Raw genomic sequence first — 24,104 nt, 5'->3', positions numbered from 1 at the left:
GCGCCGGCTCCGACAGTCGTCGGAGCCGGCGCGGCCAAGCCACTCCAAAAAATTACGCATACCGTACCGGGCGCGCTTTGGGCTCACCCGTCCCAAACAACAGGACATGCGTCCCGGCAGGCGTACGGTCGAAGAGCTCGATCAGCTCCGGGTCGTGCATGCGGATGCAGCCGTGCGAGCGCGCGACACCCATCGGCTCGGACTGCGGGCAGCCGTGGATGTAGATGAAGCGGCGCAGGGTATCCACGCAGCCGCCGCGGTTGCGGCCCGACTCGCACCCGGTCAACCAGAGGATCCTGGTCAGGATCCAATCGCGTCCCGGATGCTGCGCGGCGAACGCCTCGTCGTAGATCTCGCCGGTCGGTCGACGCCCGCGGAAGACAGTCCCGATCGGGCAGTGGTCGCCGATCCGCAGGCGCACGCGATGCAGCCCCCGGGGCGTACAGCCGCTACCGTGCTGTTCCCCCACACCTTTCAGCCCGGTCGATATCCGATACTCGCCCAGTCGACGCGCACCCTCGTACAGGCCGAGGGCCTGGCGGTCGATATCGATCAGGACGTGTCTGGAGCGCCACCACATATCTTCGTTGCACCGCACCCGCTTCACCAACGGCAGAATGGATGGCGCGCCAGGTTCGAGTTGTAATAGCGCGGATCGTCCGACACCTCCGCCCCGGCCCAATCCGGCAGCTCGAAGGACTCGTCCTCGGATGCCAGCTCGATCTCGGCGAGTACCAGCCCGGCGTTCTCGCCGGCAAAGACATCGACCTCCCAGAGATGGCCGCCGCACCGCACCCGATGACGCACCTTGTCGATGACCGGCAGACTGCTCAAGGTCTCCAGCATGGCCCGAGCGTCGTCGATCGGGATCTCGTACTCGAATTCGGAGCGGGTCACACCCGTGGTCCTGCCCTTGATGGTCAGGAATCCGCGATCACCCTTCGTTCTTACACGGACCGTAGCCCGCCCCGCCTCCGCCAGATAGCCCTGGAGGATCGGCTTGCGGTCCTCGACGGCATTGCGCCAAGACGCGTTCTTCACCAGAAATTTACGCTCGATTTCAAGGCCCATAAACCGCGCCCGGAGTGAACACAATAAAACGATCGGGACTCGCATGCCGCGAGCGACCAGAAGCCTTTTCGTCGGCGCGGCTTAAAAGTGAACCGGAATTCGTCAATTTCTTCGCGGCCTCGCGGGTAAGACCGGCCACCCAAGACATCACTCGCTCGTGACACCCGCTCTGCGGTGCCACGCATGCCCCTTGGCGCTCCGCGCCACGATGGCCAGAGTGACGAACAACGCCTTCTTCGCGCAAAGCGTGCTTCATGCGAAGGGTTAGGCAGCCTTGACGATCCTAATTCATGCGGTGGCTCGCCGGCCGGGTGATGCCCCATGCACCCTACCGAAAATTCCTGAATCGCGTCGGCTCCGACCATGCGGGTCGGACACACACTCGCACCGAACCAACAGCGCCGAATGCCGCGGCGAGGACGCGATTCAGCAACGCTCGAACAGGGCCATCGACTCCACATGGGCCGTTTGCGGAAACATATCCATAACCCCTGCCGAAACCAGCCGATATCCAAGCCCATTGACGAGACGATCGGCGTCGCGCGCAAGGGTCGTCGGATAGCAGGAGACATAGAGCACCCTCTCTACCCCGAGCCGCGGCAGCCAGTCGAGCACCTCGAGCGCGCCGCTGCGGGGCGGATCCAGCAGTGCCTTGGTGAAACCCTCGCGCGACCAGGGCTCCTGATCGAGCGCGCCGTAAAGATCAGCCATATAGAAACGTGCGTTCCCGATCTTGTTCAAGAGGGCGTTCGCCTGCGCGCGTGCCACCAAGCCGGCGTCGCCTTCCACCCCGACCACCGTCTCGGCCTGACGGGCGAGCGGCAAGGTGAAATTGCCAACGCCGCAGAAGAGGTCCAAAACCCGCTCGTCGGCCTGGACATCCAGGAGTGCGAACGCCTGGTCGAGCATCGATCGATTCAGCTCCAGGTTGACCTGGGTGAAGTCGGTCGGCTCGAACTCGATCCGAAGGTCGTAGCGGGGCAGCTCGTAATGCAGGGCGATCCCCTGACCGGGCAGCGGCCGGATGCTCTCCGGGCCAGCCTCCTGAAGATAGATATGGAAACCCTCGCTCTCGCCGAGCGCCTCGAGCACGCCCAAGTCCGCCGCACTCGGCGGACTCAAGGCACGGAACACCAAGACCGGCGGTGTGTCGCCCATCGCCACCTCGATCTGGGGCACCTGCTCGCGGATGCTTAAGGCATCCACGGCGGCCCCGATCGCCTGCAGATGCGCCCCGACACTCGGGTGAAGTACCTCGCAGCGACCGATGTCGGTGATGAAGGCATTGCCCCGCTCGCGAAAACCCACGAGGGTTCGGCCCTTCTTCGCCACATAACGCACGCCGAGCCGCGCCTTGCGCCGGTACCCCCAGGCGCCCGCCGTCAAGGGCTCAAGCCAGGTCTGCGGGGTCACCTTCCCGATGCGCGCGAGCACATCCGCAAGGCTGTCCTGCTTGGCGCGAATCTGGGCACCTGCCTCCATGTGCTGCAGGCTGCAACCCCCGCAGATGCCGAAATGGCTGCATTTGGGCACCACGCGCTCCGGCGACGCTCGCAGCACCTCGACGACGGCACCTTCGTCGAAGCGACGCTGGATGCGCGTGTACCGGAAACGCACCCGTTCCCCCGCCAGCGCCCCGTCGACAAAGACCGCCTTGCCGTCGAAGTGCGCCAATCCGCGACCCTCGTGCGTAAGGCCCTCGATCTCGGCCTCGACAGGCTCCTGCGGAAGTGGTTTGCGTTTTCTCGACACGGACTGCGTCCTCGACACTCAAGCTATAAACGGAAACAACCGCGGTCGGCCCTAGGCCGGAAAGACCCCGGTCGAGAGATACCGATCGCCGCGGTCGCAAACGATCGCCACGATGACTGCATCACGCACCTCCCGGGAGAGCCTCAATGCAGCGGCGATACAACCACCGGAGGAGACCCCGGCGAAGATCCCTTCCCGCGCCGCCAACGCGCGGGCGGTCTGCTCCGCGAGCTCCTGAGAGACGTCGATCACGCGGTCCACACCGGCAGGATCGAAGATCTTCGGCAGGTAGGCCTCGGGCCAACGTCGAATCCCGGGGATGCTTGAACCCTCCTCGGGTTGGACGCCCACGACCCGGATCGCGGGATTGCGCTCCTTGAGGTACCGTCCGGTGCCCATGATGGTGCCGGTCGTCCCCATCGCGCTGACGAAATGCGTGACCTGTCCGTCGGTATCGCGCCAGATCTCCGGACCCGTCGACTCGTAGTGAGCGGCCGGATTGTCGGGATTCGAGAATTGATCGAGCCGGATCCCCTGCCCGCGGGCCTCCATCGCATTGGCTAGATCGATTGCCGCCTCCATGCTTCCGGACTTGGGCGTCAAGATGATCTCTGCCCCGAAGCTTCGCATGACGCCGCGTCGCTCTAAGCTCATGTGCTCGGGCATGATCAGAACCATCCGATAACCCTTGATCGCTGCCGCCATGGCGAGCGCGATTCCAGTGTTGCCGCTCGTTGCCTCGATGAGCGTATCGCCGGGTTTGATGGTCCCGCGCTCCTCGGCACGACGGATCATGTTCAAAGCCGGTCTGTCTTTGACCGACCCGGCGGGATTGTTGCCCTCGAGCTTGGCCAAAATGAGGTTGCCGGTGTCGCCCTGAAGACGCTGGAGTCTCACGAGCGGCGTATGGCCGACGAAGTCTTCGATCGTTGGATAGGACATCTTCTGCTCACATCGGCGTCGCGCCGGGGGGACGGGGTTGGCTGTGCTCATTCTGCACCAGCATCGGGCATCGACCAAGCCGCAACAGCGCTCGGTCGTCTCCGTCTGGACGTTCCGGGCCGAATGCCCTTAGAGTACCGGGCGGGTCGTGAACTTTTTCGGACGGCGGTGCGCATGATGGATCAAGGCTCCAACTTTGACGGCTTGCCTGCTCGAGACGACGCCGCTGCGCTTGCGAGTGCGGGCGGCGATGCCGATCTCGCTCGCGAGCTGCTGGACGTCTTGTTGGCGGGATTACCTGCCGAGATCGAGGCGCTTCGTGCCTGCATCGCGGAGGCCGATTGGAGCGCTCTGGCCGAGCACGCGCATCAGGTTCGCGGCGCCACCCGATACTGCGGCGTACCGGCGTTGGACGACGCAATCGAAACGCTGGAACGCACGGCACGGCGCGGCGATGCCGATCTCGTGTTGGAAGATTTCGCCGCTGTCGAGGCCCAAGCGAATCGTCTCGCCGAAACGTTACGCGTCTGACGAGGGTCTGTTCGACGCAGATCTGCCCTGCTCCGAGCCCCGAGACAATCGAGCAGTGACGCAGTTTCGAAACATTCCGACGATTTTTGACGCTCCCGGATACTGCAAAGAACCGTCACGGCCATCGGCACAGCCATTCAGGCATGAGTATCGCCGCCCGGGAGGTCCCCCTAAGTCATAAAACCGCCGCTTAGAGTCGAGAAATGCGGTGTACAATCGAAGCGTTTAATGCTCGCGCGTCGATTTTAGAGTCCGGCGCAATCTTTGCATCGGGAGCGTCATCCTTTCGATCAAGTCGATAATCGCCCGATCCGAGGTCGATCATGTTTCCGGAAGAACTCTCCGCGAGGTTGCACAAACGCGTGACTATGGTCGATCCGAGCGCGAAAGACCAAGGGATTTTCAGGGACGACGACCCGAGCCAAAAGACCCGTAAACTCTCCGATCAAGCCCTGGCTGTTGCAGAAAGCCTCAGGGCATCCACGATATCCGCCTCCGTCTTGACCGGAGTCGTCCGTGTTGTCGATGCGGTGACCGTTGCATCGCTCGGCACACTGACGCTGCTCTCGGCGTCCGGCGAGCTTACGGTCCACCCCCTCGCCGCTGTCGGGATCCTTCTCGGCGTTGTTCTGGTCACGCTGGTTTTTCAGGCGGCGGACTGTTACCAAGTCTCCGTGATGCGTACCCTGCTGCCGCAGCTCACGCGCATCACCATCAGCCTCTCGGTGATCTTCGGCGCTTTCCTGACGATCCCGTTGCTGCTCGATGATAGGCCTGCACTCCCACCGGATTGGCTCGGACTCTGGTTCGGCCTGACGCTGTTGGCGCTGCTCACGATGCGCCTCGCGCTCGCTTTTCTGCTGCGGCGCTGGACCAGAGCCGGCCGCCTGGAGCACCGCGCGGTCATTGTAGGCGGCGGCGAAGCTGCCGCCGATCTGATTCGGGACATCCAAAAGCAATCAAGCCATGCGATTCGCATCTGCGGGATCTTCGACGACCGAAAAAACGACCGGTCGCCGGCCATCGTCGCGGGATACCCAAAACTCGGCAGCGTCGCCGACTTGGTCGAGTTTGCCCGAATTGCCCACGTCGACATGTTGATCGTGACGATACCGATCAATGCGGAGCGGCGGCTGCTCGAATTTCTCAAACAGCTCTGGGTGCTGCCGGTGGATATCCGTCTCTCGGCACACACGGCCAGTTTGGACTTTCGCGATCGCGCCTCATCGTTCATCGGAGGCGTTCCGTTTGTCGATGTCGTGGACAAACCGGTCGCGGATTGGGATGCGATCGTCAAGCGGACGCTGGATCTGCTGGTTGCCAGTACCGCCTTGATCCTCTTGTCGCCCGTGATGCTCGCAACGGCGCTCGCGATTCGGCTGGACAGTCCCGGTCCCGTTCTCTTTCGCCAGAAGCGCTACGGATTCAACAACGAGGTCATCGATGTCTTCAAGTTCAGATCGATGTATCACCACCTGTCCGACCCACTCGCCAAGCGCGTCGTCAGCAAGGGCGATTCGCGCATCACGCGAGTCGGACGGTTCATCCGCAAGGCATCCATCGACGAGCTCCCGCAACTGTTCAACGTCTTAAGCGGCGAGCTGTCTCTGGTCGGTCCGCGCCCTCACGCGGTGAATGCACACACCAACGAACGTTTGTGGGAGCAGGTCGTGGACGGCTATTTCGCCCGCCACAAGGTCAAACCGGGCATCACCGGATGGGCGCAGGTCAACGGATGGCGGGGCGAGGTCGACACCCCCGAGAAGATCCATAAGCGCGTCGAGTACGACATCTATTACATCGAAAACTGGTCGATCCTTTTCGACATCTACATCCTTCTCCGGACGCCTTTCGCGCTCTTCAACACCGAAAACGCCTATTGACCGCGCGTCGGAAGGAACCGAAAACGACGCGAAGAGACCAAGACGCAGGCTTTCGGCCCGGGATTCCGGGGTTCGTAATCGCACCCCGGCCACCGTTTTTCGATGCCTCAGGGTTTGGCCGCCTCGACCGAATCGACCGTTTGTAGCGTCTTCGCCAAACCCGCGACCGCTGCACCGATGTTGCTGAGCTCCGCGGGCAAGATCAGGGTCGTTCCCGACTGTGCGATGCGCCCGAACTCACGCACGTACTGCTCGGCGATGCGCAGACTCACGGCATCCTTCCCGCCGGGCTTCTCGATGGCCGCGGCGATCCGTTCGATCCCGATCGCGGTCGCCTCCGCGAGCATCTGAATCTCGCGCGCCTTGCCCTCGGCCTCGTTGATCTGTTTTTCCTTCTCTGCTTCCGAGAGATTGATGACCTGGATCTTCTGACCCTCGGAGATGTTGATCTTCTCTTGGCGCTCGCCCTCCGAGCGCGCCACGACCGCCCGGCGCTCGCGCTCGGCGCGCATCTGCTGCTCGAGTGCGTCGGTGATGGTGCCCGGCATCACGATGTCGGCGATCTCGTAGCGCATGACCTTCACGCCCCAGGGCTGCGCGGCGTCGTCGAGGGCGCTGACGACCTCTTCGTTCAGCCTGCTGCGCTCCTCGAAGGTTCTGTCCAGCTCGATCTGGCCGATGATGGAGCGCAGCGTCGTCTGCGCCAGGCTCATGGACGCGAAGCGATAGTCCGTGATGCCATAGCTCGCCGACTGGGGGTCGATCACCTGAAGGTAGAGAACCCCGTCCACGCTCACGGCGATGTTGTCCTTGGTGATGCACTGCTGCTTGGGGACATCGAGCGCCTCCTCCTTCAGGGTATGTCGGTAGGCGACGCGATCCACGAAGGGGATCAGGATGTGGAAGCCGGCATCCAGGGTGCGCGAGTAGCGCCCCAGACGCTCGATGATGTAGGCCGAGCGCTGGGGGACGATCTGCGCCGTCTTGGCCAAAGCGATCACGATCACCGCCACCGCGACGAGCGAAATCAAGGTACTGATGCTGAGGTACATGTCATCCATCGTTCGGTCTCTCCTCTAAACCGCGCCGGTCGCGGTATGTGTTGTCTTCGGATGGGGTCGGCCCCGGTAGACGGGACGGTTGTCGGAGCAGGCGCGGTTTAGACGAGAACCGAAAAACCGACCTTTTCCGCACGACGTGTCTCGCGGCCGGCCTCAGGATTCGGGCGTTCTCGGAGGCGCTGCACTGACGTGCAGAACGAGTCCCCGCCGACCGGTGAGCCAGACCGGGTCGCCCGCATGGATGGGATCAGAGGACTCGGCGTTCCAGCGAACGCCGTTGAGGGACACGACACCCGCGCCGCGCACGAAGTCGGTCTGCGCCCGGGCCCGCGTCCCTTCGGGAAGCACTTCGCTGCCGCTCCCGCCGGTCTCCACCTGCCCGCGGAACCAGGGCTTGAGGCGATGCCGCGCAAACAGCAAAAGCGCGGCGCCCAGCACACCGAACAAGAGGATCTGTGCCGGCGGACCGATCGGGACATCGAGGAACAGCAGCAGTCCGACCAATAGCGCGGCGATCCCGAAGAAGACGGCAATCACGCCGGGCAGCGCGAGCTCGGACAAGATGAGCACGACACCGATCAAGGTCCAAAGAGAGGCGGGGGTAAAGGTCCAGTCGATCATGGCAAAGGCTCGTGCGGATCGCTCCATCCTTCATCGGGATCAGACCGAACTCTACCATCGCAGAGACTGCGTGGCACACGCCGATTGGAATGAAGTCGTCACAACGCTTGCTCGATCCGTCCCATGCGCAGACCATATCCCCGAAGTCGGCCGTTTCGCGCCTGGAGTACCCGGGACGCGGAAGTGGATCCCGCATCATGAGGAAATGACGCATGTTCGAATCGACAAAAGTAGGCCGCTCGGTCAGCAAGGACGACTTCAAGGAGCAGCAGGAGGCGCTGCGTACCGAGCTCCTCTCGGCACAACGTGATCTGAAGGACTCCGATATCCCGGTGATCGTTCTCATCTCGGGTGTCGAGGCGGCAGGTAAAGGCGAGGTGGTGAATCGGCTGAACGAATGGTTGGATACACGCGGCGTTCAAACCTTCGCGTTCTGGGACGAGACCGACGAGGAGCGCGCACGTCCGCGCTATTGGCGCTTTTGGCGTTCGATGCCGCCCCGCGGGGAGATCTCGATCCTTTTCGGCGGCTGGTATCAGACCCCGATCGAGCATCGTTTTCAGGGTCATTGCAGCGATGCGGAGCTCGACGGGGAGCTCAATCGCATCGTCGATTTCGAGCGCATGCTCATCCAGGACGGCGCACTCATCCTGAAGTTCTGGTTCCATATGTCCGAAGACGACCAGAAGGCGCGCCTGAAGGAGCTCTCGCGCGACGACAAGAGTCGCTGGAAGATGCTCCCGGACAAGAGCAAGTTCTCCGAGCAGTACGCCGCGTTCGAGCAGGTTGCCGAGCGTGTCATCCGCCACACCGACCGGGGTGTCTGCCCCTGGTATCTGGTCGAGGCCGAGGACAGGCGATACCGCGACTTGACCGTCGGCAAGACCCTTCTGCACGCCATCCGCTCGCGGCTGGCCGAGGCCCCCTCGGACAGCATCAGAAGCAGCAGCGGAAGCCCGGAGCTCCCGAGCGGGGCGAATGCCCAGATTACGCTTCTCGATCAATTGGATCTCTCGCTTTCCTTGGACAAGGACACCTACAAGGCCGAGATGAAGCGCCTGCAGACCGAGATCAACGAGTTGGCTTGGAGCGCCTACAACAAGAAGCGATCGACTGTTCTGGTCTTCGAGGGTGTCGACGCCGGCGGTAAAGGCGGCGCGATCAGGAGGATCACCACCGCGGTCGATGCACGCCTCTATCGCACCATCCCGGTCGCCGCGCCCACCGACGAGGAGAAATCGCATCACTATCTCTGGCGCTTCTGGCGTCATGTCCCGCGGGCGGGCTACATCACCCTTTACGACAGATCCTGGTACGGACGCGTTCTGGTGGAGCGGGTCGAGGGCTTCGCCGATGATGCCGAATGGAGACGCGCCTACTCCGAGATCAATCGTTTCGAAGAGCAGCTCGTGGACAGTGGCGTCATCCTGCTCAAATTCTGGATCCACATCAGTCAGGACGAGCAGCTCAGGCGGTTCAAGGATCGCGAGAATGTTCCCTACAAGCGTTACAAGATCACGGACGAGGATTGGCGCAACCGTGAGAAGTGGCCCCAGTACAAGGATGCGATCAACGAGATGGTGGTGCGCACCAGCACCAAGCACGCGGCCTGGACCCTGGTGGAGGGCAACGACAAGCCCTACGCGCGCGTGAAGGTGCTCAAGACCGTCTGCGACACCGTGCGCGAAGCGCTCAAGCGCGATCCCGAGCCGACGGCCGGATACCTGCCGTGCGGTGAGAAGCGTCCCGACGAGGGGAAAAAGGGATCGAACGGCAAGTCGGAGTCTTGATCCTAAACCGCGCCCAGCGCGGTATTCGATGTTTTAAGGTTGGATCGGCCCCGGCAGACTTGGCGAGCGTTGGAGTCGGCGCGGTTTAAGCGATGGCGAACAAACGGAAGTAATTCTCCCGCGTGACCGAGGCAATTTCTGCCGGATCCATCCCGCGAAGTTCGGCGATTCGGCTCGCGACATGGGCGACCATTTTCGGCTCGTTGGGTTTGCCGCGATGCGGCATGGGCGCAAGGTAGGGCGAATCCGTCTCGACAAGAAGGCGATCAAGGGGGACGCGACGCGCGACGTCGCGCAGCTCCTCGGCGTTTTTGAAGGTGACGATCCCGGAAAAGGAGACATAGAAACCCAGATCCATGCCCGCCTTGGCCATCTCCCAATTCTCGGTAAAGCAGTGCAGCACCCCGCCGACGGCATCGGCGCCCTCCTCGCGCAGGATCGCGATCGTATCCTCGCGCGCATCGCGCGTGTGGATAATCAGCGGCTTGCCACATGCGCGTGCCGCTGCAATGTGGACGCGGAAACGTTCGCGCTGAAGGGCCGGATCAAGATTGCGATGGAAATAATCCAGTCCCGTCTCCCCGATGGCGACGTTTCGCGGATCGGCCGCCAAAGACACCAACCGCTCCACGGTCGGCTCTTCGCCATGCTCCTGGTTCGGATGCACGCCGACCGAGACGTCGACCTGATCGAAGGGATCGACCAGGCGCCGCATGGCCGGATAGTGCTCCAAATCGATCGAGACACAGAGCATACGGGTGACCCCTGCCTCGGCGGTCGCCTGCATGAGCCCGTGAAAGTCGCCATCGTATCGACGAAGATCCACGCGATCGAGATGACAATGGGAATCGACGAGCATCGGCTCTCCTACATGGTGTGTGTGGGGCGATCCGAGTTGAGTGCCCCGACGAGATAGTCCTCGATCTTGCGGCGGGCCATCCCCTTGTCCTGCTCGCTGAACTGCACGCCGACCCCGATCGCACGGCTGCCCTCGGCACCCGGCGGGGTGACCCAGACCACCTTGCCGGCAACCGGGATACGCTCGGTCTCCTCCATCAACTGCAGCAGAAGAAAGATCTCGTCGCCGAGCTGGTAGCGCTTCGTCGTCGGGATGAAGAGCCCTCCGTTCTTGACGAAGGGCATGAATGCGGCATAGAGCGCAGCCTTGTCCTTGATCGCGAAACTGAGGATACGCTGCTGTCCCGCGAGGGACCCAGTGGACGCGCCCGGTGTCGCCATGGGTCAAGATCTCCTGATGGCTTGGCCCGCGCCGACGCGGAGCCATTCGATCGACAAGGATTCCAGCACCAGTTGGCTGTTTGCCCTGGTTTCAACCAAGGCGCGCGCACGCTGGACGCGTTGCAGGAGCCGATGCAACGAGGTCGGCTCCAGACTCCGAGCAAGCACCCGCAGGGCGTCGCGTTGATCCGGATTGTCGAGTTGCGTCGAATGCTCGCTTGCGCCCAAACGCACCAGGTCGACCAGCCAGCCTGCCAACCAGTCCAAGGATAGCCTCGGTCCGAGGGCGTTCCAAGCCGACGCCTCCACGAGCGGGTCGCGCTGCCCGCGGGCGATCGCGAGAAACCCGTCGATCCGCTCGCGCCGCTGCGCGAGCCGCGCCTCGTCGAGCTCGCTCAATGCTCGCAGCGGCCCGCCATGCGCAAGACAGAGGCGCAATGCCGCGGTCTCTTCCGGGATCCGCCCGGACAGCCATGCCAGCGCATCCGCCGTCGACGGGGTCGGGATGCGGATCTGGCGACAGCGGCTGCGAATGGTCGCCGGCAGGCGTCCGGGTTGTTCCGTCACCAGAACGATGAGCGCGGCTCCAGGCGGTTCCTCGAGGGTCTTGAGCAGGGCGTTCGCGGCGGCGGCATTGAGATGATCCGCAGGATCCACGAGGGTCACCTTCCATGCGGCCCGGCTCGGTGTCAGTGCGCCCCGTTCCACGAGCGCGCGGATCGCCGCCACCGGGATCTCTTCGGATTTCGCCTCCGGGTCGGGCCCGACGCGCAACAGGTCGGGGTGGCTCTCCGCGGCGATCAAGGCGCAATCCGCGCAGCGCCCGCAGGCGAGCCCATCGGCCGTGGGCGCGCCGCACAGCATCGAGCGCGCGAGCAACTCGACGAGATGGCGTTTGCCGATACCGCGCGGACCGCTGAACAAGAGGCCGTGTGCAAGTCGCCCGTCTCGCCTGGCTCGATCCAAACGCGTCCAGTCCTCGGCCAGCCACGGCAGAGGGGCGTCGAATGGGAGCGGTGTCGGTTCGGTCACATCGCGGCTCCGCCGTCGGACGCATCGGCGGACTCGCTCCGCCGGGTCTCGACGAGGGCGCGCAACGCTCGGCCCGCCTGCTCGCCGACGACGCTCAAAGGCGCAGCGGCATCGATCAGACAATAGCGACCGGGACTCGCATGCGCCCGTTCGAGATAGACTGCGCGTACCGCTTCGAAGAAGTGCAGGGTCTCCGACTCGAAACGATCGGCGGCCCCGCGACCGCGTGCGCGCGCGAGCCCGAGCGCCGGGGCAAGATCGAAGAGGAGGGTCAGATCCGGCCGCAGATCGCCCTGAACCAGGGTCTCGAGTAAGCCGATACGCTCCGAGCTCAACCCGCGCCCGCCGCCCTGATAGGCGTAGGTCGCGTCCGTAAAACGATCGCAAAGCACCCAGGCGCCGGATTCCAGCGCAGGTCGGATCGTCGTGCGCAGATGCTCCGCGCGTGCCGCAAACATGAGGAGCAGCTCGGCGGTCTCGTCCATCCCGGTATTGGCCGAATCGAGCAGGAGGGCGCGGATCCGCTCGGCGATCGGCGACCCTCCGGGCTCGCGCGTCGTCACGACGCGAAGACCCAGCGAGGACAGAAGCGTCGCGAGCTGCGCGATGTGCGTCGACTTTCCAGCACCCTCGATGCCTTCCAGCGTGATGAAACAGCCTCGCTCCGGCTTCGGATTCACCGCGGTCGAAGCCTTCATGGCTCACCCAGGATATAGCGGCGAACCGCTCGGTTGTGCGCGTCGAGCGTGGCCGAAAAGACATGCGTGCCGTCGCCGCGCGAGACGAAATAGAGGCTATCCCCGTCCGCGGGGTTGAGGACGGCACGGATAGCGGCCCGTCCGGGCAAGGCGATGGGTGTCGGCGGCAGACCGTCGATCACATAGGTATTGTAGGCTGTGGCCTCCCGCAGATCGGCGCGTCGGATGCGCCCCTCGTAACGATCGCCCATGCCGTAGATCACGGTCGGATCGGTCTGCAGGCGCATCCCTTTGCGCAGGCGGCGCACGAAGACATCCGCGATCTGCGGCCGCTCATGTGCCGCGCCCGTCTCCTTCTCGACGATCGAGGCCAGGATCAGGGCCTCGTAAGGGCTGTCGATCGGGAGCCCTTCGCGGCGCCCCGCCCATTCCTCGGCCAGGATCTGCTCCATGCGATCGAACGCACGCTCCAGAACCGTCAGGCGCGGCGTGCCGCGCGGGAATCGGTAGGTGTCGGGGAAGAAGCGCCCTTCCGGATGCTCTCCGGGTCGCCCGAGGCTGGCCATCAGATCCTCGTCGGAAAGATCCGACAGGGTGCCCGTGAAACGATCCTGGGCCTCGATCGCCGCGACGGCTTCCCGGAAGGTCCACCCCTCGACCAGCGTCACGGGATGTTGAACGACCTGGCCGGAGGTGATGCGCGCCAGGACATCGACCGGGGTCATCCCGGCGGTCAGCTCGAACTCACCGGCCTTGATCCGAGCCTGATCGCCTTGTCGGTAAGCCAAGGCGATGAAGTAGTAGGGGTGTCGCAGAATTCCCTCGTCGGTCATCCGACGTGCCAATCCGCGCAACGAGGTCCCGCGGGGAATATCCAGGATGGTGCTCTCCTCGGGCAAGGGTACCGGCGCCTTCAGAAAAGCGCCGTAGTCGAGCCAGAGACCGACGCCGAGGACACCTGCAGCGAGCAGGGAAACGAGCAACACGCGCGTAATCATGGATCGGGCCATTCAGGTGTCTGTGCCGCTTGGCGGATCTGATGCAAGAGATCGACGGGCAGCCGTTCGGGGTCGAACGACTGCTCCTCGAGGCGGACAACCGGCCAGACGCCGATCCGCGCGTTGGTCAGAAAGAGCCCGACGGACTCCTCGATCATCCTGCGCGTGATCGGGCGCTCGACACAGGCAATCCCGGCGCGCGCGGCCGACTCGAGTGCAACCGAACGGACGGTTCCGGCAAGGCCGCTGCGCGTCACCGCGGGTGTAGCGAGCGCAACACCGTCCCACACAAAGAGATTCGTCATGGTCCCGCCCACGACGTCGCCCGCGTCGTCGCACATCAGGCCCTCGGCGATCTGCGGGTCATCCCATTCCTGCCGGGCGAGCACCGCATCCAAGCGGTTGAGATGCTTGATTCCGGCCAGACGTCGGTTCACGGACGCAGGGGTCGCGCAATATCGGATCACGACACCGCCCTGCGCAGACGGATCGGGGCTCGGAGACGATGCATAGGACAACAGGATGCGCCGAGGGTGCGGCGAGGCGGGAGGGCGATACCCCCGGCCCCCGACGCCGCGGGTGACGATCAGCTTCAGAAGCCCGTCGTCGAGCCCGGCACATATCCGAGCTGCCTCTTCGCGCAAAATCGATCGAGAGGGCTGCGCGAGACCGAGCCGATCGGCGCCGAGCGCGAGACGCGCCAGATGGCGGTTCCACAGACAAGGCATACCGTCGCGGATCAGGATGGTCTCGAATAGACCGTCGCCGTAGTGCAGGCCGCGATCTCCGACCGAGAGTCGGTCCTGCTCGCACCCATCCGTGAAGACACGCAGCACACCCGTTGCCGCCGAGACGCCGACCTCGTAGGACGGCTCGGCAACCGGAGATGGTGGTGACGAACCGCCCAATCGCGGTCGAACCCGACGCAAAAACCGACCCTAGGGCCGCCGGAAAGCGAGGGTTCCGTTGGTTCCGCCGAATCCGAAGGAGTTGGTCAACGCGACATCGATGCGCATCTCTCGGGCGGTATTCGGGACGTAATCGAGATCGCAGGCCGGGTCCGGTGTCTCGTAGTTGATGGTGGGCGGTGCGACCTGATCGCGAATGGCGAGGATCGTGAAGATCGCCTCTGCCCCGCCGGCGGCACCGAGCATGTGACCGGTCATGGACTTGGTCGAGCTCACCGGGATCTCGTAGGCGCGCTGACCGAACGCACGTTTGATGGCCAGGGTCTCGGCCGCATCGCCCGCGGGCGTCGATGTGCCGTGCGCGTTGATGTAGTGAACCTGGTCCTTGTCGAGACCTGCGTCCGCGAGCGCGAGCAGCATACAGTCGCTGGCGCCTTCGCCGTTCTCCGACGGCGCGGTCATATGGTAGGCATCGGAGTTCATACCGACACCCACAAGCTCGGCGTAGATGGTTGCGCCGCGCGCTTTGGCGCGCTCGTACTCTTCGAGCACCACGACCCCTGCACCGTCGCTGAGGACAAAGCCGTCGCGATCGCGATCGAAAGGACGACTGGCCGCCTCCGGCGCGTCGTTGCGCGTGGAGAGCGCTCGAGCCGCCGCAAATCCGCCGAGCCCGACCGGCGAGGTGGCCATCTCGGCCCCGCCGGCGATCATGACGTCCACATAGCCGTGGCGGATCATGATCGCCGCCTCTCCGATGTTGTGCGTCGCCGTACTGCAGGCGGACACGATCGAGTAGTTTGGACCTTTCAGCCCGAACTTGATCGAGAGATTGCCGGCAACCATGTTGATGATGTTGGCGGGCACAAAGAAGGGTGAGATCCGACGCGGACCCTTGGTGCGGTAGGCTTCGTAATTGTTCTCGATGCCCGTGATTCCGCCGATCCCCGATCCGATCGCCACGCCGATGCGGCGACGGTTGGCGTCATCGATCTCGAGCCCTGCGTCGGCGATCGCCTGACAGCCGGCAGCCATACCGTAATGGATGAATTTATCCATCTTTTTAGCTTCTTTCTCAGAGACATAGTCGCTGATCTCGAAGCCGTAAATCGGGCCGCCGAAGCGGGTGCTGAACGGCTCGATATCGAAATGGGTGATGGGTTTGATCCCGCTTTTGCCGGCGAGGATGTTGTCCCAGGAGGACTTGACGTCCAAACCGACCGGCGCCACGAGGCCTAAACCGGTGACCACGACCCTTCTGCCTGACATTGCCTACCCCTTTCGTTCGAAACGCGCTATTCGACGCTCGCCGCCGCACCGGCTTCCAGCTGCGGCCGACGGCTCTCGAGCCTCGGAGCACCCGATCCGGGTGCCGGACACCTGCCTAGGCTTGGTGTTGGTTGATGTAGTTGATGGCCTGCTGGACGGTGGTGATCTTCTCCGCGTCCTCGTCCGGGATCTCGGTTTCGAACTCTTCTTCGAGGGCCATGACCAACTCAACCGTGTCGAGTGAGTCCGCGCCCAGATCGTCGACGAAGGACGCCTCCGAGGTCACTTCCTCTTCCTTGACGCCGAGTTGTTCGACAACGATTTTGCGGACTCGATCTTCAACGCTGCTCATGGAACTGATTCCTCCGGATGAATAAAGGTGGCCCTCGCTGGACCAGGCGGTATTCTAGTGACAATCGACGGCCGATGAAAGCCGTATCAGTCCTCGGCAAAAAGCACAAGGATCTGATTTAGTTGACCTTAATCATATCGAGAACAACGCATTTCATGCCATATGCATGCCGCCGTTCACGTGCAGGGTCTCGCCGGTGATGTAAGCTGCTGCGGGAGAGGCCAAAAAGACCACGGAGCCTGCAATTTCCTCGGGATGTCCCAGGCGTGCTAAGGGGATGCTCCCGATCAATGACTGGCGTTGCGCATCGGGCAGGTCGCGGGTCATGTCGGTGTCGATGAACCCCGGGGCAACACAATTGACCGTGATCGCGCGCGATCCGACCTCGCGCGCCAACGCCTTGGTGAAGCCCATCATGCCCGCCTTGGCGGCCGCATAGTTGGTCTGGCCGGCGTTGCCCATGGAGCCCACGACGGAGGCGATATTGATGATCCGGCCTTTTCGTGCCTTCGTCATCGCACGCAAACAGGCCTTGGTCACGCGGTAGAGCGAGCTGAGATTGGTCTCGATGACCGCATCCCACTCCTCGTCCTTCATGCGCATCAGGAGGTTGTCGCGTGTAATGCCCGCATTGTTCACGAGAATGCCGGGCGCACCGAGGCGCTCGGTGATCTGCGTCATTGCAGCATCGACCGAGGCTTGATCGGAGACGTCCATCACGACGCCGATGCCTCGGTAGCCCGCTTGAGTCAAGGCGTCCTCGATCGAGCGTGCACCGGCCGCCGTGGTTGCCGTTCCGGCCACGGCGGCACCTTGCTCGGCCAGCGCCATCGCGATGGACCGACCGATCCCGCGCGAGGCGCCCGTTACAAGCGCGATTTCATCGTTCAGCATTCGCTATCGCCTCCAGTGCCGCTTCGAGTGACTTCGGGTCGAAGACCGGCAGTGTCGTCAGATTGTCGTCGATTCGTTTGTTCAGACCGGTCAGCACCTTGCCGGGACCGCACTCGATCGCGATACGAAGACCTTCGGCGGCGACGGCACGCACCGTCTCCACCCACCGGACCGGGCGATAGAGCTGTTGGACCAATTGATCGCGCAACGCGGCGGTGTCGGGGGCGCTCTTTACGCTGGCATTGTGCAGGACCGCAACCTCGGGGACCCGAATCTCGATCGCAGCCAACCGCTCGGCGAGGCGCTCCGCGGCGGGACGCATCAATGCGCAATGCGAGGGGACACTGACCGGCAGGGTCACGGCACGCTTGGCGCCGGCCGCCTTGGCGGCGCCGAGGGCTCGGTTCACGGCCGCGGTCTCGCCCGCGATCACGACTTGGCCCGGTGCGTTGAAGTTGACCGCTTCGAGCACCGCGCCTTCGGACTGCGCGGCGCAAAGTGCCACGACGTCGGTATCGCCCAGACCCAGGACGGCGGCCATCGCACCCTCCCCCGCCGGAACGGCCTCCTGCATGAAACGCGCACGCTCGGCCGCCAGACGCACCCCGTCGGGAAAGCTCATGGCTCCGGCAGCCACCAAGGCCGAATACTCGCCGAGGCTATGACCCGCCATGATACCCGCGGCCGGTCCGCCGGACTGCAACCAAGCGCGCCAGACCGCGAGACCGGCGGTGAGCATCACGGGTTGAGTATTCCTGGTGAGATCGAGATCCTCCTTGGGACCCTCATGAACCAGACGCCATAGGTCGAAACCCAAGGCATCCGACGCCTCATCGAAGGTCCTGCGAACATCCGGATACGATTCGGCCAGGGCGTCGAGCATCCCGATCGATTGGGAGCCTTGGCCGGGGAAGAAAGCGGCAATCATGTGTGTCATCCTTATCGGCAACGACCCTAAGACAAATCGAACGGCAACAAATCGAACGCCAACAAACCGATCAGTAACGAACCAAGACCGAACCCCAGGTGAAACCACCCCCGAAGGCTTCCATCAAGAGGAGCTCGCCACGTTGAATGCGCCCGTCACGCACCGCTTGATCGAACGCCAGCGGAATCGAGGCCGCAGAGGTATTGCCGTGCTCCGCCACCGTGACCACGACGCGCTCCATCGGCAGATCCAGCTTGCGCGCGGTTGCCTGAATGATGCGAATGTTCGCCTGGTGCGGAATCAACCAGTCGATGTCGGACTTGGACAGACCGGCCGCCGCCAGGGTCTCGTCGACGATGCGCCCGAGCGTCGTCACCGCGACCCGGAAGACCTCGTTCCCCTTCATCTCCATGAATCGGGCTTCGGGATGGCCGTTGCCGAGCCCCCCGGGGACTTGGAGCAAGTCCTTGTAGGAGCCGTCTGCATGCAGATGCGTGGAAATGATGCCCGCCTCGTCGGCCGCCTCCAAGACCACCGCTCCGGCCCCGTCTCCGAAGAGCACGCAGGTGCCGCGGTCCTCCCAGTTGAGGATGCGTGAAAGCGCCTCGGCCCCGACCACCAGTGCCCGTGTGGCGGCACCCGTGCGGATGAACTTATCGGCAACGCTGACCGCGTAGACGAAACCCGTGCAGACCGCCTGTAGATCGAAGGCGGGGCAACCGCGAATACCGAGACGCTGCTGCAGAAGGCAGGCTGTGCTCGGGAAAAACTGATCCGGTGTCGTGGTGGCGACGACGATCAGGTCGATGTCGGAAGGCTGCAGACCGGCAGCATCCAGCGCTCGACGTGCCGCCACCTCGGCGAGGTCGCAACAGGTTTCCCCTTCGGACACCAAATGGCGTTTTTCGATGCCGGTGCGTTCGAAGATCCAGGTCGCCGTGGTGTCGACGATCGCCTCGAGATCGGCATTCGTCATCGTCCGGGCCGGGAGGTGACTCCCGGTCCCCAGGATGCGCGAGTAAATCATCAGGCAATCGCCTTGTAGTGTCCGCTGTCGAGGTGCCGGCCGACTTGCTCGCCGATCCGCTTGGGGATGTTCGCGTGAATCTCCTTCAGCGCGATATGGATTGCGTTCTCGAACGCGATCTCGTCAGCTCCGCCGTGACTCTTGATCACGATTCCGCGCAGGCCGAGGAGGCTGGCGCCATTGTAGCGACGGGGATCCATCGTGCGCCGGAATTGCTTGAGAATGGGCATCGCGGCAAGCCCGGCAAGCCTGCTGAACCAGGTCCGCTTGAATTGCGTGCTCAGCGAGTGACGGACGAATTTGGCGACGCCTTCGCTGCACTTGAGCGCCACGTTCCCGACGAATCCGTCGGCGACGACCACGTCGATGTCGTCGAGAAAGATTCCGTCTCCTTCGACATAGCCGACATAGTTCAAGCCGCTGCGCAGGAGCAGCTCGTTCGCCTGCTTGACCTGCTCGTTGCCCTTGATTTCTTCTTGACCGATGTTCAGGAGCGCCACACGCGGCGCCGCGACACCCTCGACGGCGGTGACCAACTCACTGCCCATGACCGCGAACTGAAAGAGATGCTCTGCCGTGCAATCGACGTTCGCACCCAGATCGAGCATGTGGGTGTGTCCGTGAAGAGAAGGCACCGCCGTGATGATCGCCGGGCGATCGACACTCGGCAGGGTCTTGAGCACGAATCGCGCGGTCGCCATCAGGGCGCCCGTGTTGCCCGCGCTGACGCAGGCGTCGGCCTCCCCGCTCTTGACCAAATCGATGGCGACGCGCATCGAGGAGTCCTTCTTACCCCGTAGGGCCTTGGAAGGCGCCTCGTCCATGCCGACCTCTTGAGTCGTCGGACGGATCTTCAGCCGGGTCCGATCCGCGCTTCCGAGGTGCCGACCGATCTTCGCCTCGTCGCCGACGAGGATCAGATCGACTCGATCCGAGGCGGCGAGGAAGCGCAGCGCAGAGGCGACCACGACACCCGGGCCGTGATCGCCGCCCATCGCGTCGAGCGCAATTGTCGAGACAGGTCCCATCCCGAGAACGTTCGAGCTGCGGTCTTGCGCTGTTTTCGAGGCTCCGAGGCGACCGCGTACGGTCACTCAGAGCGGTCCAGAACCTTGCGGCCGCGGTAGAAACCGTCGGGCGTCACGTGGTGGCGAAGGTGGGTCTCGCCGCTGGTGGGGTCGACCGACAGGGTCGGCTTGCTCAAAGCGTCGTGCGAGCGACGCATGCCGCGCTTGGAGGGGGTTTTTCGATTCTGTTGAACGGCCATCTGTAATCTCCGAATAACGCGCGGCCGCCACTCGAGCGGAATCGCGATCTGTTTACCAAAACTATCAACGAAAAATGTCGGGCAGCTTCGGCGCAAGAGACGGTGCACCGAGATCGTCTCCCTACGATCATTCCCCCCGGGGTCGCTTGAGAGCGGACAAGATCTCGAAGGGTCGGCGCCTCGTTTCCGATCCCGCCTGCGCAGCCCCTGTCTGTCCCGAAGCCGCGTCACCCTCGACCGGCACCGACGCGCAGGATCCGCGTGGATGTCTCGGAACCACCGGAACCGCCAGCAGCAGCTCATCCTCGAGGATATCCAGAGGATCGAGCCGCTCTTCGTTCACCAGCCAAGGGTCGAGATGCTCGGGCAGATCGAGCGCATCCTCGTCGCGGCGAATCAAGGCGAGCTCGATCCGGGCGTCGACCGGAACCTCGAGCGGGTCGAGACAGCGTTGGCAGAGTAGCCGCAGAGTGGCGCGTACCCGACCCGTTACGATACACCGGCCTTCCCGATCCCGGCCGAACTGCAACTCGTAACCGACCGTGTCGCCGATTGCCGAATCCGCGAGCGCCGAATCGATCCGCCGCGCCGCGCCCTCCGGGGCATCGACGGCAGCGTTGAGCCGCCGCATCCGGCTCAACGGCACCTCGCCGTTGATGGCAATTTCACGGCGGCAAGCTCGCCATGGGTCGATCGGCTCAAGAGGTGCACTCGACATAAGCGCGCCAAAATAGCGTATTTACGGCCATAACGTCAACCTAAACCGCGACCGGACTGACGTCCTCTATGCCGCGGTGCAGCTCGGCTGACCCTGACCCTCAGGTGCCCACGAGAGCGAGCAGCACGCCTGCGGCGACCGCCGAGCCGATCACGCCGGCAACATTCGGACCCATAGCGTGCATGAGCAGGAAATTGTGGTGGTTCTCGGACAGCCCGACCTTGTTCACCACCCGCGCGGCCATGGGCACCGCGGAGACGCCGGCAGCACCGATCAAGGGATTCACCTTTCCTCCGCTGAGACGACACATGATCTTGCCCATGATCACGCCGGCTGCCGTACCGATGCTGAAGGCAACGGCGCCGAGCACCAGAATCCCCAACGTCTGCGTCGTCAGAAAGAGTTCGCCGGAGAGCTTGGACCCGATCGCCAGCCCCAGGAGGATGGTGACGACGTTGATGATCTCGTTTTGAGCCGCTCGACTGAGGCGCTCTACGACGCCGCTCTCGCGCAGGAGATTGCCCAAGGTGAGCATGCCGATCAGCGGGGCAGCCGAGGGCAACAGCAGGGCGCAAAGAAAGAGGACCGCGAAGGGAAACAGGATCCGCTCCAGGCGCGAGACCGGCCGCAGCTGCTCCATCACGACACTGCGCTCGGCCTTGGTCGTCAAGGCGCGCATGATCGGCGGCTGAATGATCGGCACCAGCGCCATGTAGGAATAGGCGGCAACCGCGATTGCGCCGAGGAGATCGGGTGCAAGGCGCGAAGCCAAAAAGATCGCCGTCGGCCCGTCCGCGCCGCCGATGATGCCGATGGCGGCGGCGTCGGCCAGGCTGAAATCGAACCCGGGCAGCAGGTTGAGGGCAAGTGCACCGATCAGCGTCGCGAAGATCCCGAACTGCGCTGCGGCTCCGAGCAGCAGTGTCGAAGGCCTGGCGATCAAGGCGCTGAAATCGGTGAGTGCACCGACGCCGAGGAAGATCAGCAAAGGGAAAATGCCGGTCTCGACACCGACGTGATAGATCATCCCGATCATGCCGTCCGGCCCCGCCATTCCGGCGACCGGAATGTTCGAGAGGATCGCGCCGAAGCCGATGGGCAGCAGCAGGAGCGGCTCGAAGCGTTTGGCGATCGCCAGATAGATGAGACCGAGACCGACGAAGAGCATCAGCAGCTCGCGCCACGTGACGTTGGCGATACCGGTGGACTGCCACAGGGTGAGAAGCGCCTCCATTCCGCTCAGCCCAGGGTCAGCAGTGTCTGGCCGACTTGGAGGCTGTCGCCCTCCTTCACCGAGATCGCAAGCACGGTTCCGCCTTGCGGCGAGCGGACCTCGGTCTCCATCTTCATGGCCTCGAGCAGCATGATCAGCTCCCCGGACGCGATGACCTGCCCGGGCTTGACCTTGACTGCAACCACGGTGCCCGCAAGCGGGGCCGGCACGTCGCGACCCGCGGCGGGGGGCGATGACGTGGCGCTCGCAACGGCCGCCTGCGGCTCCACGGCCACGGCGCCCTCGGGAGAGACGACGACGTGATAGTTGCGACCGTCCACCTCGACCCGATAGCGCTCGGCGACGGGAGGGACCGCAACCGGCGCAGCGGCAGACTCGACCAAGCCGGGGCGTACCGGCTCATCCCACGGCGGCGGCTCGAAGAAACCGGGATTGTTGCGATTTTCCAGGAACTTGAGTCCAACCTGAGGGAACAGGGCATAGGTCAGCACATCATCCACGACATCCGAGGCAAGCGTCAGGGAGCGCTCCTCGGCCAGGCGTTGCAGCTCTGCGGTGAGCACGTCGAGCTCGGGGGTGAGGTTGTCGGCCGGACGGCAGGTGATCGGTGCCTCGCCCTCGGCCAGAACGCGCTGCTGAAGCTCGACGTTGACCGGGGCCGGGGTCGCACCGTACTCGCCTTTGAGGACGCCGGCTGTCTCGTTGGTGATGCTCTTGTAGCGCTCGCCCATCAGGACATTGAGGACGGCCTGGCTGCCGACGATCTGGGAGGTCGGCGTGACCAACGGGAGAAACCCCAGCTCTTCTCGGACCTTGGGGATCTCGATCAGGACCGCGTCGAGACGGTCGGTGGCCCCCTGCTCGCGGAGCTGGTTCTCCATGTTGGTGAGCATGCCGCCGGGCACTTGAGCGACCAGGATGCGCGAGTCCACCCCCTTGAGCGCGCCTTCGAATTTGGCGTACTTCTTCCGTACCTCGCGGAAATAGGACGCGATCTCTTCCAGCAGGGGAAGATTCAACCCGGTCGAGCGATCCGTATCCTCCAGGATGGCGACGACGGACTCGGTCGGCGAATGACCGTAGGTCATGCTCATCGAGGAAATGGCGGTATCGACCATGTCGATGCCCGCCTCGGCGGCTTTCAGGATCGTGCCGGTGCTCATTCCGGTCGTGGCATGGCTCTGCATCGCGATCGGGACGCTGCAGGTCTCCTTCAATCGTGTCACCAAGGTCTCGGCGACATAGGGTTTGAGCAAGCCGGCCATGTCCTTGATGCAGATCGAATGGCAACCCATATCTTCCAGCCGACGACCCATATCGACCCAGTACTCCAGATCGTGCACCGGGCTGACCGTGTAGGACATGGTGCCTTGGGCGTGCTTGCCGGTCGCCAAGGCGGCCTTCACGGAGGTCTCGAGGTTACGCACGTCGTTCATGGCATCGAAGATGCGGAACACGTCGATTCCGTTGAGGGCGGCGCGCTCTACGAAGGTCTCGACCAGATCGTCCGCATAGTGCCGATAGCCGAGCAGGTTCTGTCCTCTCAGCAGCATCTGCTGAGGCGTTTTCGGCATCGCGGCCTTGAGCAGGCGCAGTCGCTCCCAGGGGTCTTCACCGAGATATCGGATACACGCGTCGAAGGTTGCCCCGCCCCAGCTTTCGATCGACCAATAGCCGACCTCGTCCAGCTTGGGTGCGATAGGGAGCATGTCCTCGATGCGCAGACGCGTCGCGAGGAGTGATTGGTGAGCGTCGCGCAGGACAACATCGGTGATCGCAAGCGGGTTGGATGGCTTCATGCGGAACTCGGTCTCGGGTTAAGTGATGATCGATCGGCATGGCACGCGCCCGCCGCCGGCCCGCAGACGCAGGAATCCGTCATCCTCAGA

At 63.7% G+C, this 24,104-nt stretch carries 25 protein-coding genes; 3 read left to right on the top strand and 22 right to left on the bottom strand.

Features of this window, described 5'->3' with window-relative positions; genetic code table 11:
• Positions 1 to 52 precede the first annotated feature (52 nt).
• The 4 genes from THIMADRAFT_RS18825 to cysM form a co-directional block, all read right to left on the bottom strand.
• Positions 53 to 580, bottom strand: a complete 528-nt coding sequence (locus THIMADRAFT_RS18825; protein WP_040732436.1) for a L,D-transpeptidase — start codon at positions 578 to 580, stop codon at positions 53 to 55.
• Between the two features lie 23 nt (positions 581 to 603).
• Positions 604 to 1,071 (bottom strand): CYTH domain-containing protein, encoded by a 468-nt coding sequence (locus THIMADRAFT_RS18820; protein ID WP_007194683.1) that lies wholly within the window; start codon positions 1,069 to 1,071, stop codon positions 604 to 606.
• Between the two features lie 426 nt (positions 1,072 to 1,497).
• On the bottom strand, positions 1,498 to 2,823 hold the full coding sequence (gene rlmD, locus THIMADRAFT_RS18815) for a 23S rRNA (uracil(1939)-C(5))-methyltransferase RlmD (protein WP_007194682.1): 1,326 nt from the start codon (positions 2,821 to 2,823) through the stop codon (positions 1,498 to 1,500).
• Positions 2,824 to 2,874: 51 nt separating this feature from the next.
• Entirely contained in the window at positions 2,875 to 3,765 is an 891-nt protein-coding gene (gene cysM / locus THIMADRAFT_RS18810; RefSeq protein ID WP_007194681.1) for a cysteine synthase CysM, read from the bottom strand.
• Positions 3,766 to 3,939: 174 nt separating this feature from the next.
• Between cysM and THIMADRAFT_RS18805 the strand changes: the two genes are divergently transcribed.
• Both THIMADRAFT_RS18805 and THIMADRAFT_RS18800 read left to right on the top strand, forming a co-directional pair.
• Positions 3,940 to 4,296: an Hpt domain-containing protein gene (locus THIMADRAFT_RS18805; RefSeq protein WP_007194680.1), complete on the top strand. Its 357-nt coding sequence runs from the start codon at positions 3,940 to 3,942 to the stop codon at positions 4,294 to 4,296.
• A 323-nt stretch (positions 4,297 to 4,619) separates the two neighbouring features.
• Positions 4,620 to 6,179, top strand: a complete 1,560-nt coding sequence (locus tag THIMADRAFT_RS18800; RefSeq protein ID WP_007194679.1) for an undecaprenyl-phosphate glucose phosphotransferase — start codon at positions 4,620 to 4,622, stop codon at positions 6,177 to 6,179.
• Positions 6,180 to 6,286: 107 nt separating this feature from the next.
• On the opposite strand, the gene THIMADRAFT_RS18795 is transcribed toward THIMADRAFT_RS18800, so the two are convergent.
• Both THIMADRAFT_RS18795 and THIMADRAFT_RS18790 read right to left on the bottom strand, forming a co-directional pair.
• A complete protein-coding gene (locus tag THIMADRAFT_RS18795) occupies positions 6,287 to 7,240 on the bottom strand; it encodes a stomatin-like protein (protein ID WP_007194678.1) in 954 nt (317 codons plus the stop codon).
• Positions 7,241 to 7,393: 153 nt separating this feature from the next.
• A complete protein-coding gene (locus THIMADRAFT_RS18790; RefSeq protein ID WP_007194677.1) occupies positions 7,394 to 7,861 on the bottom strand; it encodes an NfeD family protein in 468 nt (155 codons plus the stop codon).
• 212 nt (positions 7,862 to 8,073) lie between these two features.
• On the opposite strand from THIMADRAFT_RS18790, the gene pap reads away from it, so the two are divergent.
• Entirely contained in the window at positions 8,074 to 9,651 is a 1,578-nt protein-coding gene (gene pap, locus THIMADRAFT_RS18785) for a polyphosphate:AMP phosphotransferase (protein WP_007194676.1), read from the top strand.
• Positions 9,652 to 9,736: 85 nt separating this feature from the next.
• Here the strand turns inward: pap and THIMADRAFT_RS18780 are convergent, their stop codons facing one another.
• The 16 genes from THIMADRAFT_RS18780 to oadA all read right to left on the bottom strand — a co-directional run bounded on the left by THIMADRAFT_RS18780 (position 9,737) and on the right by oadA (position 24,014).
• Positions 9,737 to 10,510 (bottom strand): TatD family hydrolase, encoded by a 774-nt coding sequence (locus THIMADRAFT_RS18780; protein WP_007194675.1) that lies wholly within the window; start codon positions 10,508 to 10,510, stop codon positions 9,737 to 9,739.
• A gap of 8 nt (positions 10,511 to 10,518) precedes the next feature.
• Positions 10,519 to 10,890: a PilZ domain-containing protein gene (locus THIMADRAFT_RS18775; protein WP_007194674.1), complete on the bottom strand. Its 372-nt coding sequence runs from the start codon at positions 10,888 to 10,890 to the stop codon at positions 10,519 to 10,521.
• A gap of 3 nt (positions 10,891 to 10,893) precedes the next feature.
• Positions 10,894 to 11,922 carry a DNA polymerase III subunit delta' gene (holB, locus tag THIMADRAFT_RS18770; RefSeq protein WP_007194673.1) on the bottom strand — a complete coding sequence of 343 codons (1,029 nt, stop codon included), beginning with the start codon at positions 11,920 to 11,922 and terminating at the stop codon, positions 10,894 to 10,896.
• Positions 11,919 to 12,620 carry a dTMP kinase gene (tmk, locus tag THIMADRAFT_RS18765; RefSeq protein ID WP_007194672.1) on the bottom strand — a complete coding sequence of 234 codons (702 nt, stop codon included), beginning with the start codon at positions 12,618 to 12,620 and terminating at the stop codon, positions 11,919 to 11,921. The genes holB and tmk overlap by 4 nt, the downstream gene beginning before the upstream one ends.
• Positions 12,617 to 13,630: an endolytic transglycosylase MltG gene (mltG, locus tag THIMADRAFT_RS18760; protein ID WP_040732296.1), complete on the bottom strand. Its 1,014-nt coding sequence runs from the start codon at positions 13,628 to 13,630 to the stop codon at positions 12,617 to 12,619. The genes tmk and mltG overlap by 4 nt, the downstream gene beginning before the upstream one ends.
• Positions 13,615 to 14,526 carry an aminodeoxychorismate lyase gene (pabC, locus tag THIMADRAFT_RS18755; RefSeq protein WP_233490298.1) on the bottom strand — a complete coding sequence of 304 codons (912 nt, stop codon included), beginning with the start codon at positions 14,524 to 14,526 and terminating at the stop codon, positions 13,615 to 13,617. Before pabC ends, mltG begins: the two co-directional genes overlap by 16 nt.
• A 30-nt stretch (positions 14,527 to 14,556) precedes the next feature.
• Complete coding sequence (fabF, locus tag THIMADRAFT_RS18750; protein WP_007194669.1) at positions 14,557 to 15,795, bottom strand: beta-ketoacyl-ACP synthase II; 1,239 nt, start codon at positions 15,793 to 15,795, stop codon at positions 14,557 to 14,559.
• A 115-nt stretch (positions 15,796 to 15,910) separates the two neighbouring features.
• On the bottom strand, positions 15,911 to 16,147 hold the full coding sequence (gene acpP / locus THIMADRAFT_RS18745) for an acyl carrier protein (RefSeq protein ID WP_007194668.1): 237 nt from the start codon (positions 16,145 to 16,147) through the stop codon (positions 15,911 to 15,913).
• 153 nt (positions 16,148 to 16,300) lie between these two features.
• The gene (gene fabG / locus THIMADRAFT_RS18740) at positions 16,301 to 17,041 is read right to left on the bottom strand and encodes a 3-oxoacyl-ACP reductase FabG (protein ID WP_007194667.1); all 741 of its coding nucleotides are present in this window, start codon (positions 17,039 to 17,041) and stop codon (positions 16,301 to 16,303) included.
• Positions 17,028 to 17,978, bottom strand: coding sequence for an ACP S-malonyltransferase (fabD, locus tag THIMADRAFT_RS18735; protein ID WP_040732292.1), 951 nt, complete (start codon positions 17,976 to 17,978; stop codon positions 17,028 to 17,030). Before fabD ends, fabG begins: the two co-directional genes overlap by 14 nt.
• Positions 17,979 to 18,039: 61 nt before the next feature.
• Complete coding sequence (locus THIMADRAFT_RS18730; protein ID WP_007194665.1) at positions 18,040 to 18,996, bottom strand: beta-ketoacyl-ACP synthase III; 957 nt, start codon at positions 18,994 to 18,996, stop codon at positions 18,040 to 18,042.
• On the bottom strand, positions 18,996 to 20,024 hold the full coding sequence (plsX, locus tag THIMADRAFT_RS18725) for a phosphate acyltransferase PlsX (protein WP_040732289.1): 1,029 nt from the start codon (positions 20,022 to 20,024) through the stop codon (positions 18,996 to 18,998). The genes THIMADRAFT_RS18730 and plsX overlap by 1 nt, the downstream gene beginning before the upstream one ends.
• 62 nt (positions 20,025 to 20,086) lie before the next feature.
• On the bottom strand, positions 20,087 to 20,263 hold the full coding sequence (gene rpmF / locus THIMADRAFT_RS18720; RefSeq protein WP_007194663.1) for a 50S ribosomal protein L32: 177 nt from the start codon (positions 20,261 to 20,263) through the stop codon (positions 20,087 to 20,089).
• 127 nt (positions 20,264 to 20,390) lie between these two features.
• Positions 20,391 to 20,894 (bottom strand): YceD family protein, encoded by a 504-nt coding sequence (locus THIMADRAFT_RS18715; RefSeq protein ID WP_007194662.1) that lies wholly within the window; start codon positions 20,892 to 20,894, stop codon positions 20,391 to 20,393.
• A 187-nt stretch (positions 20,895 to 21,081) separates the two neighbouring features.
• Entirely contained in the window at positions 21,082 to 22,215 is a 1,134-nt protein-coding gene (locus THIMADRAFT_RS18710) for a sodium ion-translocating decarboxylase subunit beta (RefSeq protein ID WP_007194661.1), read from the bottom strand.
• 5 nt (positions 22,216 to 22,220) lie between these two features.
• Positions 22,221 to 24,014: a sodium-extruding oxaloacetate decarboxylase subunit alpha gene (gene oadA, locus THIMADRAFT_RS18705; protein WP_007194660.1), complete on the bottom strand. Its 1,794-nt coding sequence runs from the start codon at positions 24,012 to 24,014 to the stop codon at positions 22,221 to 22,223.
• Positions 24,015 to 24,104 lie beyond the last annotated feature (90 nt).

This window comes from Thiocapsa marina 5811 (assembly GCF_000223985.1).
Lineage (GTDB): Bacteria > Pseudomonadota > Gammaproteobacteria > Chromatiales > Chromatiaceae > Thiocapsa > Thiocapsa marina.
Note: the sequence above shows the minus strand (reverse complement) of the source record. Positions and strands in the feature narration are given on the sequence as shown.

What these genes read in the sequence shown, in the direction of transcription:
- THIMADRAFT_RS18805 (WP_007194680.1), top strand. Translation starts at nt 3,940, where the DNA reads ATGATGGATCAAGGCTCCAACTTTGACGGCTTGCCTGCTCGAGACGAC.
- THIMADRAFT_RS18800 (WP_007194679.1), top strand. Translation starts at nt 4,620, where the DNA reads ATGTTTCCGGAAGAACTCTCCGCGAGGTTGCACAAACGCGTGACTATG.
- fabF (WP_007194669.1), bottom strand. Translation starts at nt 15,795, where the DNA reads ATGTCAGGCAGAAGGGTCGTGGTCACCGGTTTAGGCCTCGTGGCGCCG.
- oadA (WP_007194660.1), bottom strand. Translation starts at nt 24,014, where the DNA reads ATGAAGCCATCCAACCCGCTTGCGATCACCGATGTTGTCCTGCGCGAC.
- plsX (WP_040732289.1), bottom strand. Translation starts at nt 20,024, where the DNA reads ATGGGACCTGTCTCGACAATTGCGCTCGACGCGATGGGCGGCGATCAC.
- THIMADRAFT_RS18790 (WP_007194677.1), bottom strand. Translation starts at nt 7,861, where the DNA reads ATGATCGACTGGACCTTTACCCCCGCCTCTCTTTGGACCTTGATCGGT.
- THIMADRAFT_RS18795 (WP_007194678.1), bottom strand. Translation starts at nt 7,240, where the DNA reads ATGGATGACATGTACCTCAGCATCAGTACCTTGATTTCGCTCGTCGCG.
- THIMADRAFT_RS18730 (WP_007194665.1), bottom strand. Translation starts at nt 18,996, where the DNA reads ATGATTTACTCGCGCATCCTGGGGACCGGGAGTCACCTCCCGGCCCGG.
- fabD (WP_040732292.1), bottom strand. Translation starts at nt 17,978, where the DNA reads ATGACACACATGATTGCCGCTTTCTTCCCCGGCCAAGGCTCCCAATCG.
- THIMADRAFT_RS18780 (WP_007194675.1), bottom strand. Translation starts at nt 10,510, where the DNA reads ATGCTCGTCGATTCCCATTGTCATCTCGATCGCGTGGATCTTCGTCGA.
- cysM (WP_007194681.1), bottom strand. Translation starts at nt 3,765, where the DNA reads ATGTCCTATCCAACGATCGAAGACTTCGTCGGCCATACGCCGCTCGTG.
- THIMADRAFT_RS18710 (WP_007194661.1), bottom strand. Translation starts at nt 22,215, where the DNA reads ATGGAGGCGCTTCTCACCCTGTGGCAGTCCACCGGTATCGCCAACGTC.
- tmk (WP_007194672.1), bottom strand. Translation starts at nt 12,620, where the DNA reads ATGAAGGCTTCGACCGCGGTGAATCCGAAGCCGGAGCGAGGCTGTTTC.
- mltG (WP_040732296.1), bottom strand. Translation starts at nt 13,630, where the DNA reads ATGGCCCGATCCATGATTACGCGCGTGTTGCTCGTTTCCCTGCTCGCT.
- THIMADRAFT_RS18820 (WP_007194683.1), bottom strand. Translation starts at nt 1,071, where the DNA reads ATGGGCCTTGAAATCGAGCGTAAATTTCTGGTGAAGAACGCGTCTTGG.
- THIMADRAFT_RS18715 (WP_007194662.1), bottom strand. Translation starts at nt 20,894, where the DNA reads ATGCGGCGGCTCAACGCTGCCGTCGATGCCCCGGAGGGCGCGGCGCGG.
- fabG (WP_007194667.1), bottom strand. Translation starts at nt 17,041, where the DNA reads ATGCTGAACGATGAAATCGCGCTTGTAACGGGCGCCTCGCGCGGGATC.
- rpmF (WP_007194663.1), bottom strand. Translation starts at nt 20,263, where the DNA reads ATGGCCGTTCAACAGAATCGAAAAACCCCCTCCAAGCGCGGCATGCGT.
- THIMADRAFT_RS18775 (WP_007194674.1), bottom strand. Translation starts at nt 10,890, where the DNA reads ATGGCGACACCGGGCGCGTCCACTGGGTCCCTCGCGGGACAGCAGCGT.
- THIMADRAFT_RS18825 (WP_040732436.1), bottom strand. Translation starts at nt 580, where the DNA reads ATGTGGTGGCGCTCCAGACACGTCCTGATCGATATCGACCGCCAGGCC.
- pap (WP_007194676.1), top strand. Translation starts at nt 8,074, where the DNA reads ATGTTCGAATCGACAAAAGTAGGCCGCTCGGTCAGCAAGGACGACTTC.
- acpP (WP_007194668.1), bottom strand. Translation starts at nt 16,147, where the DNA reads ATGAGCAGCGTTGAAGATCGAGTCCGCAAAATCGTTGTCGAACAACTC.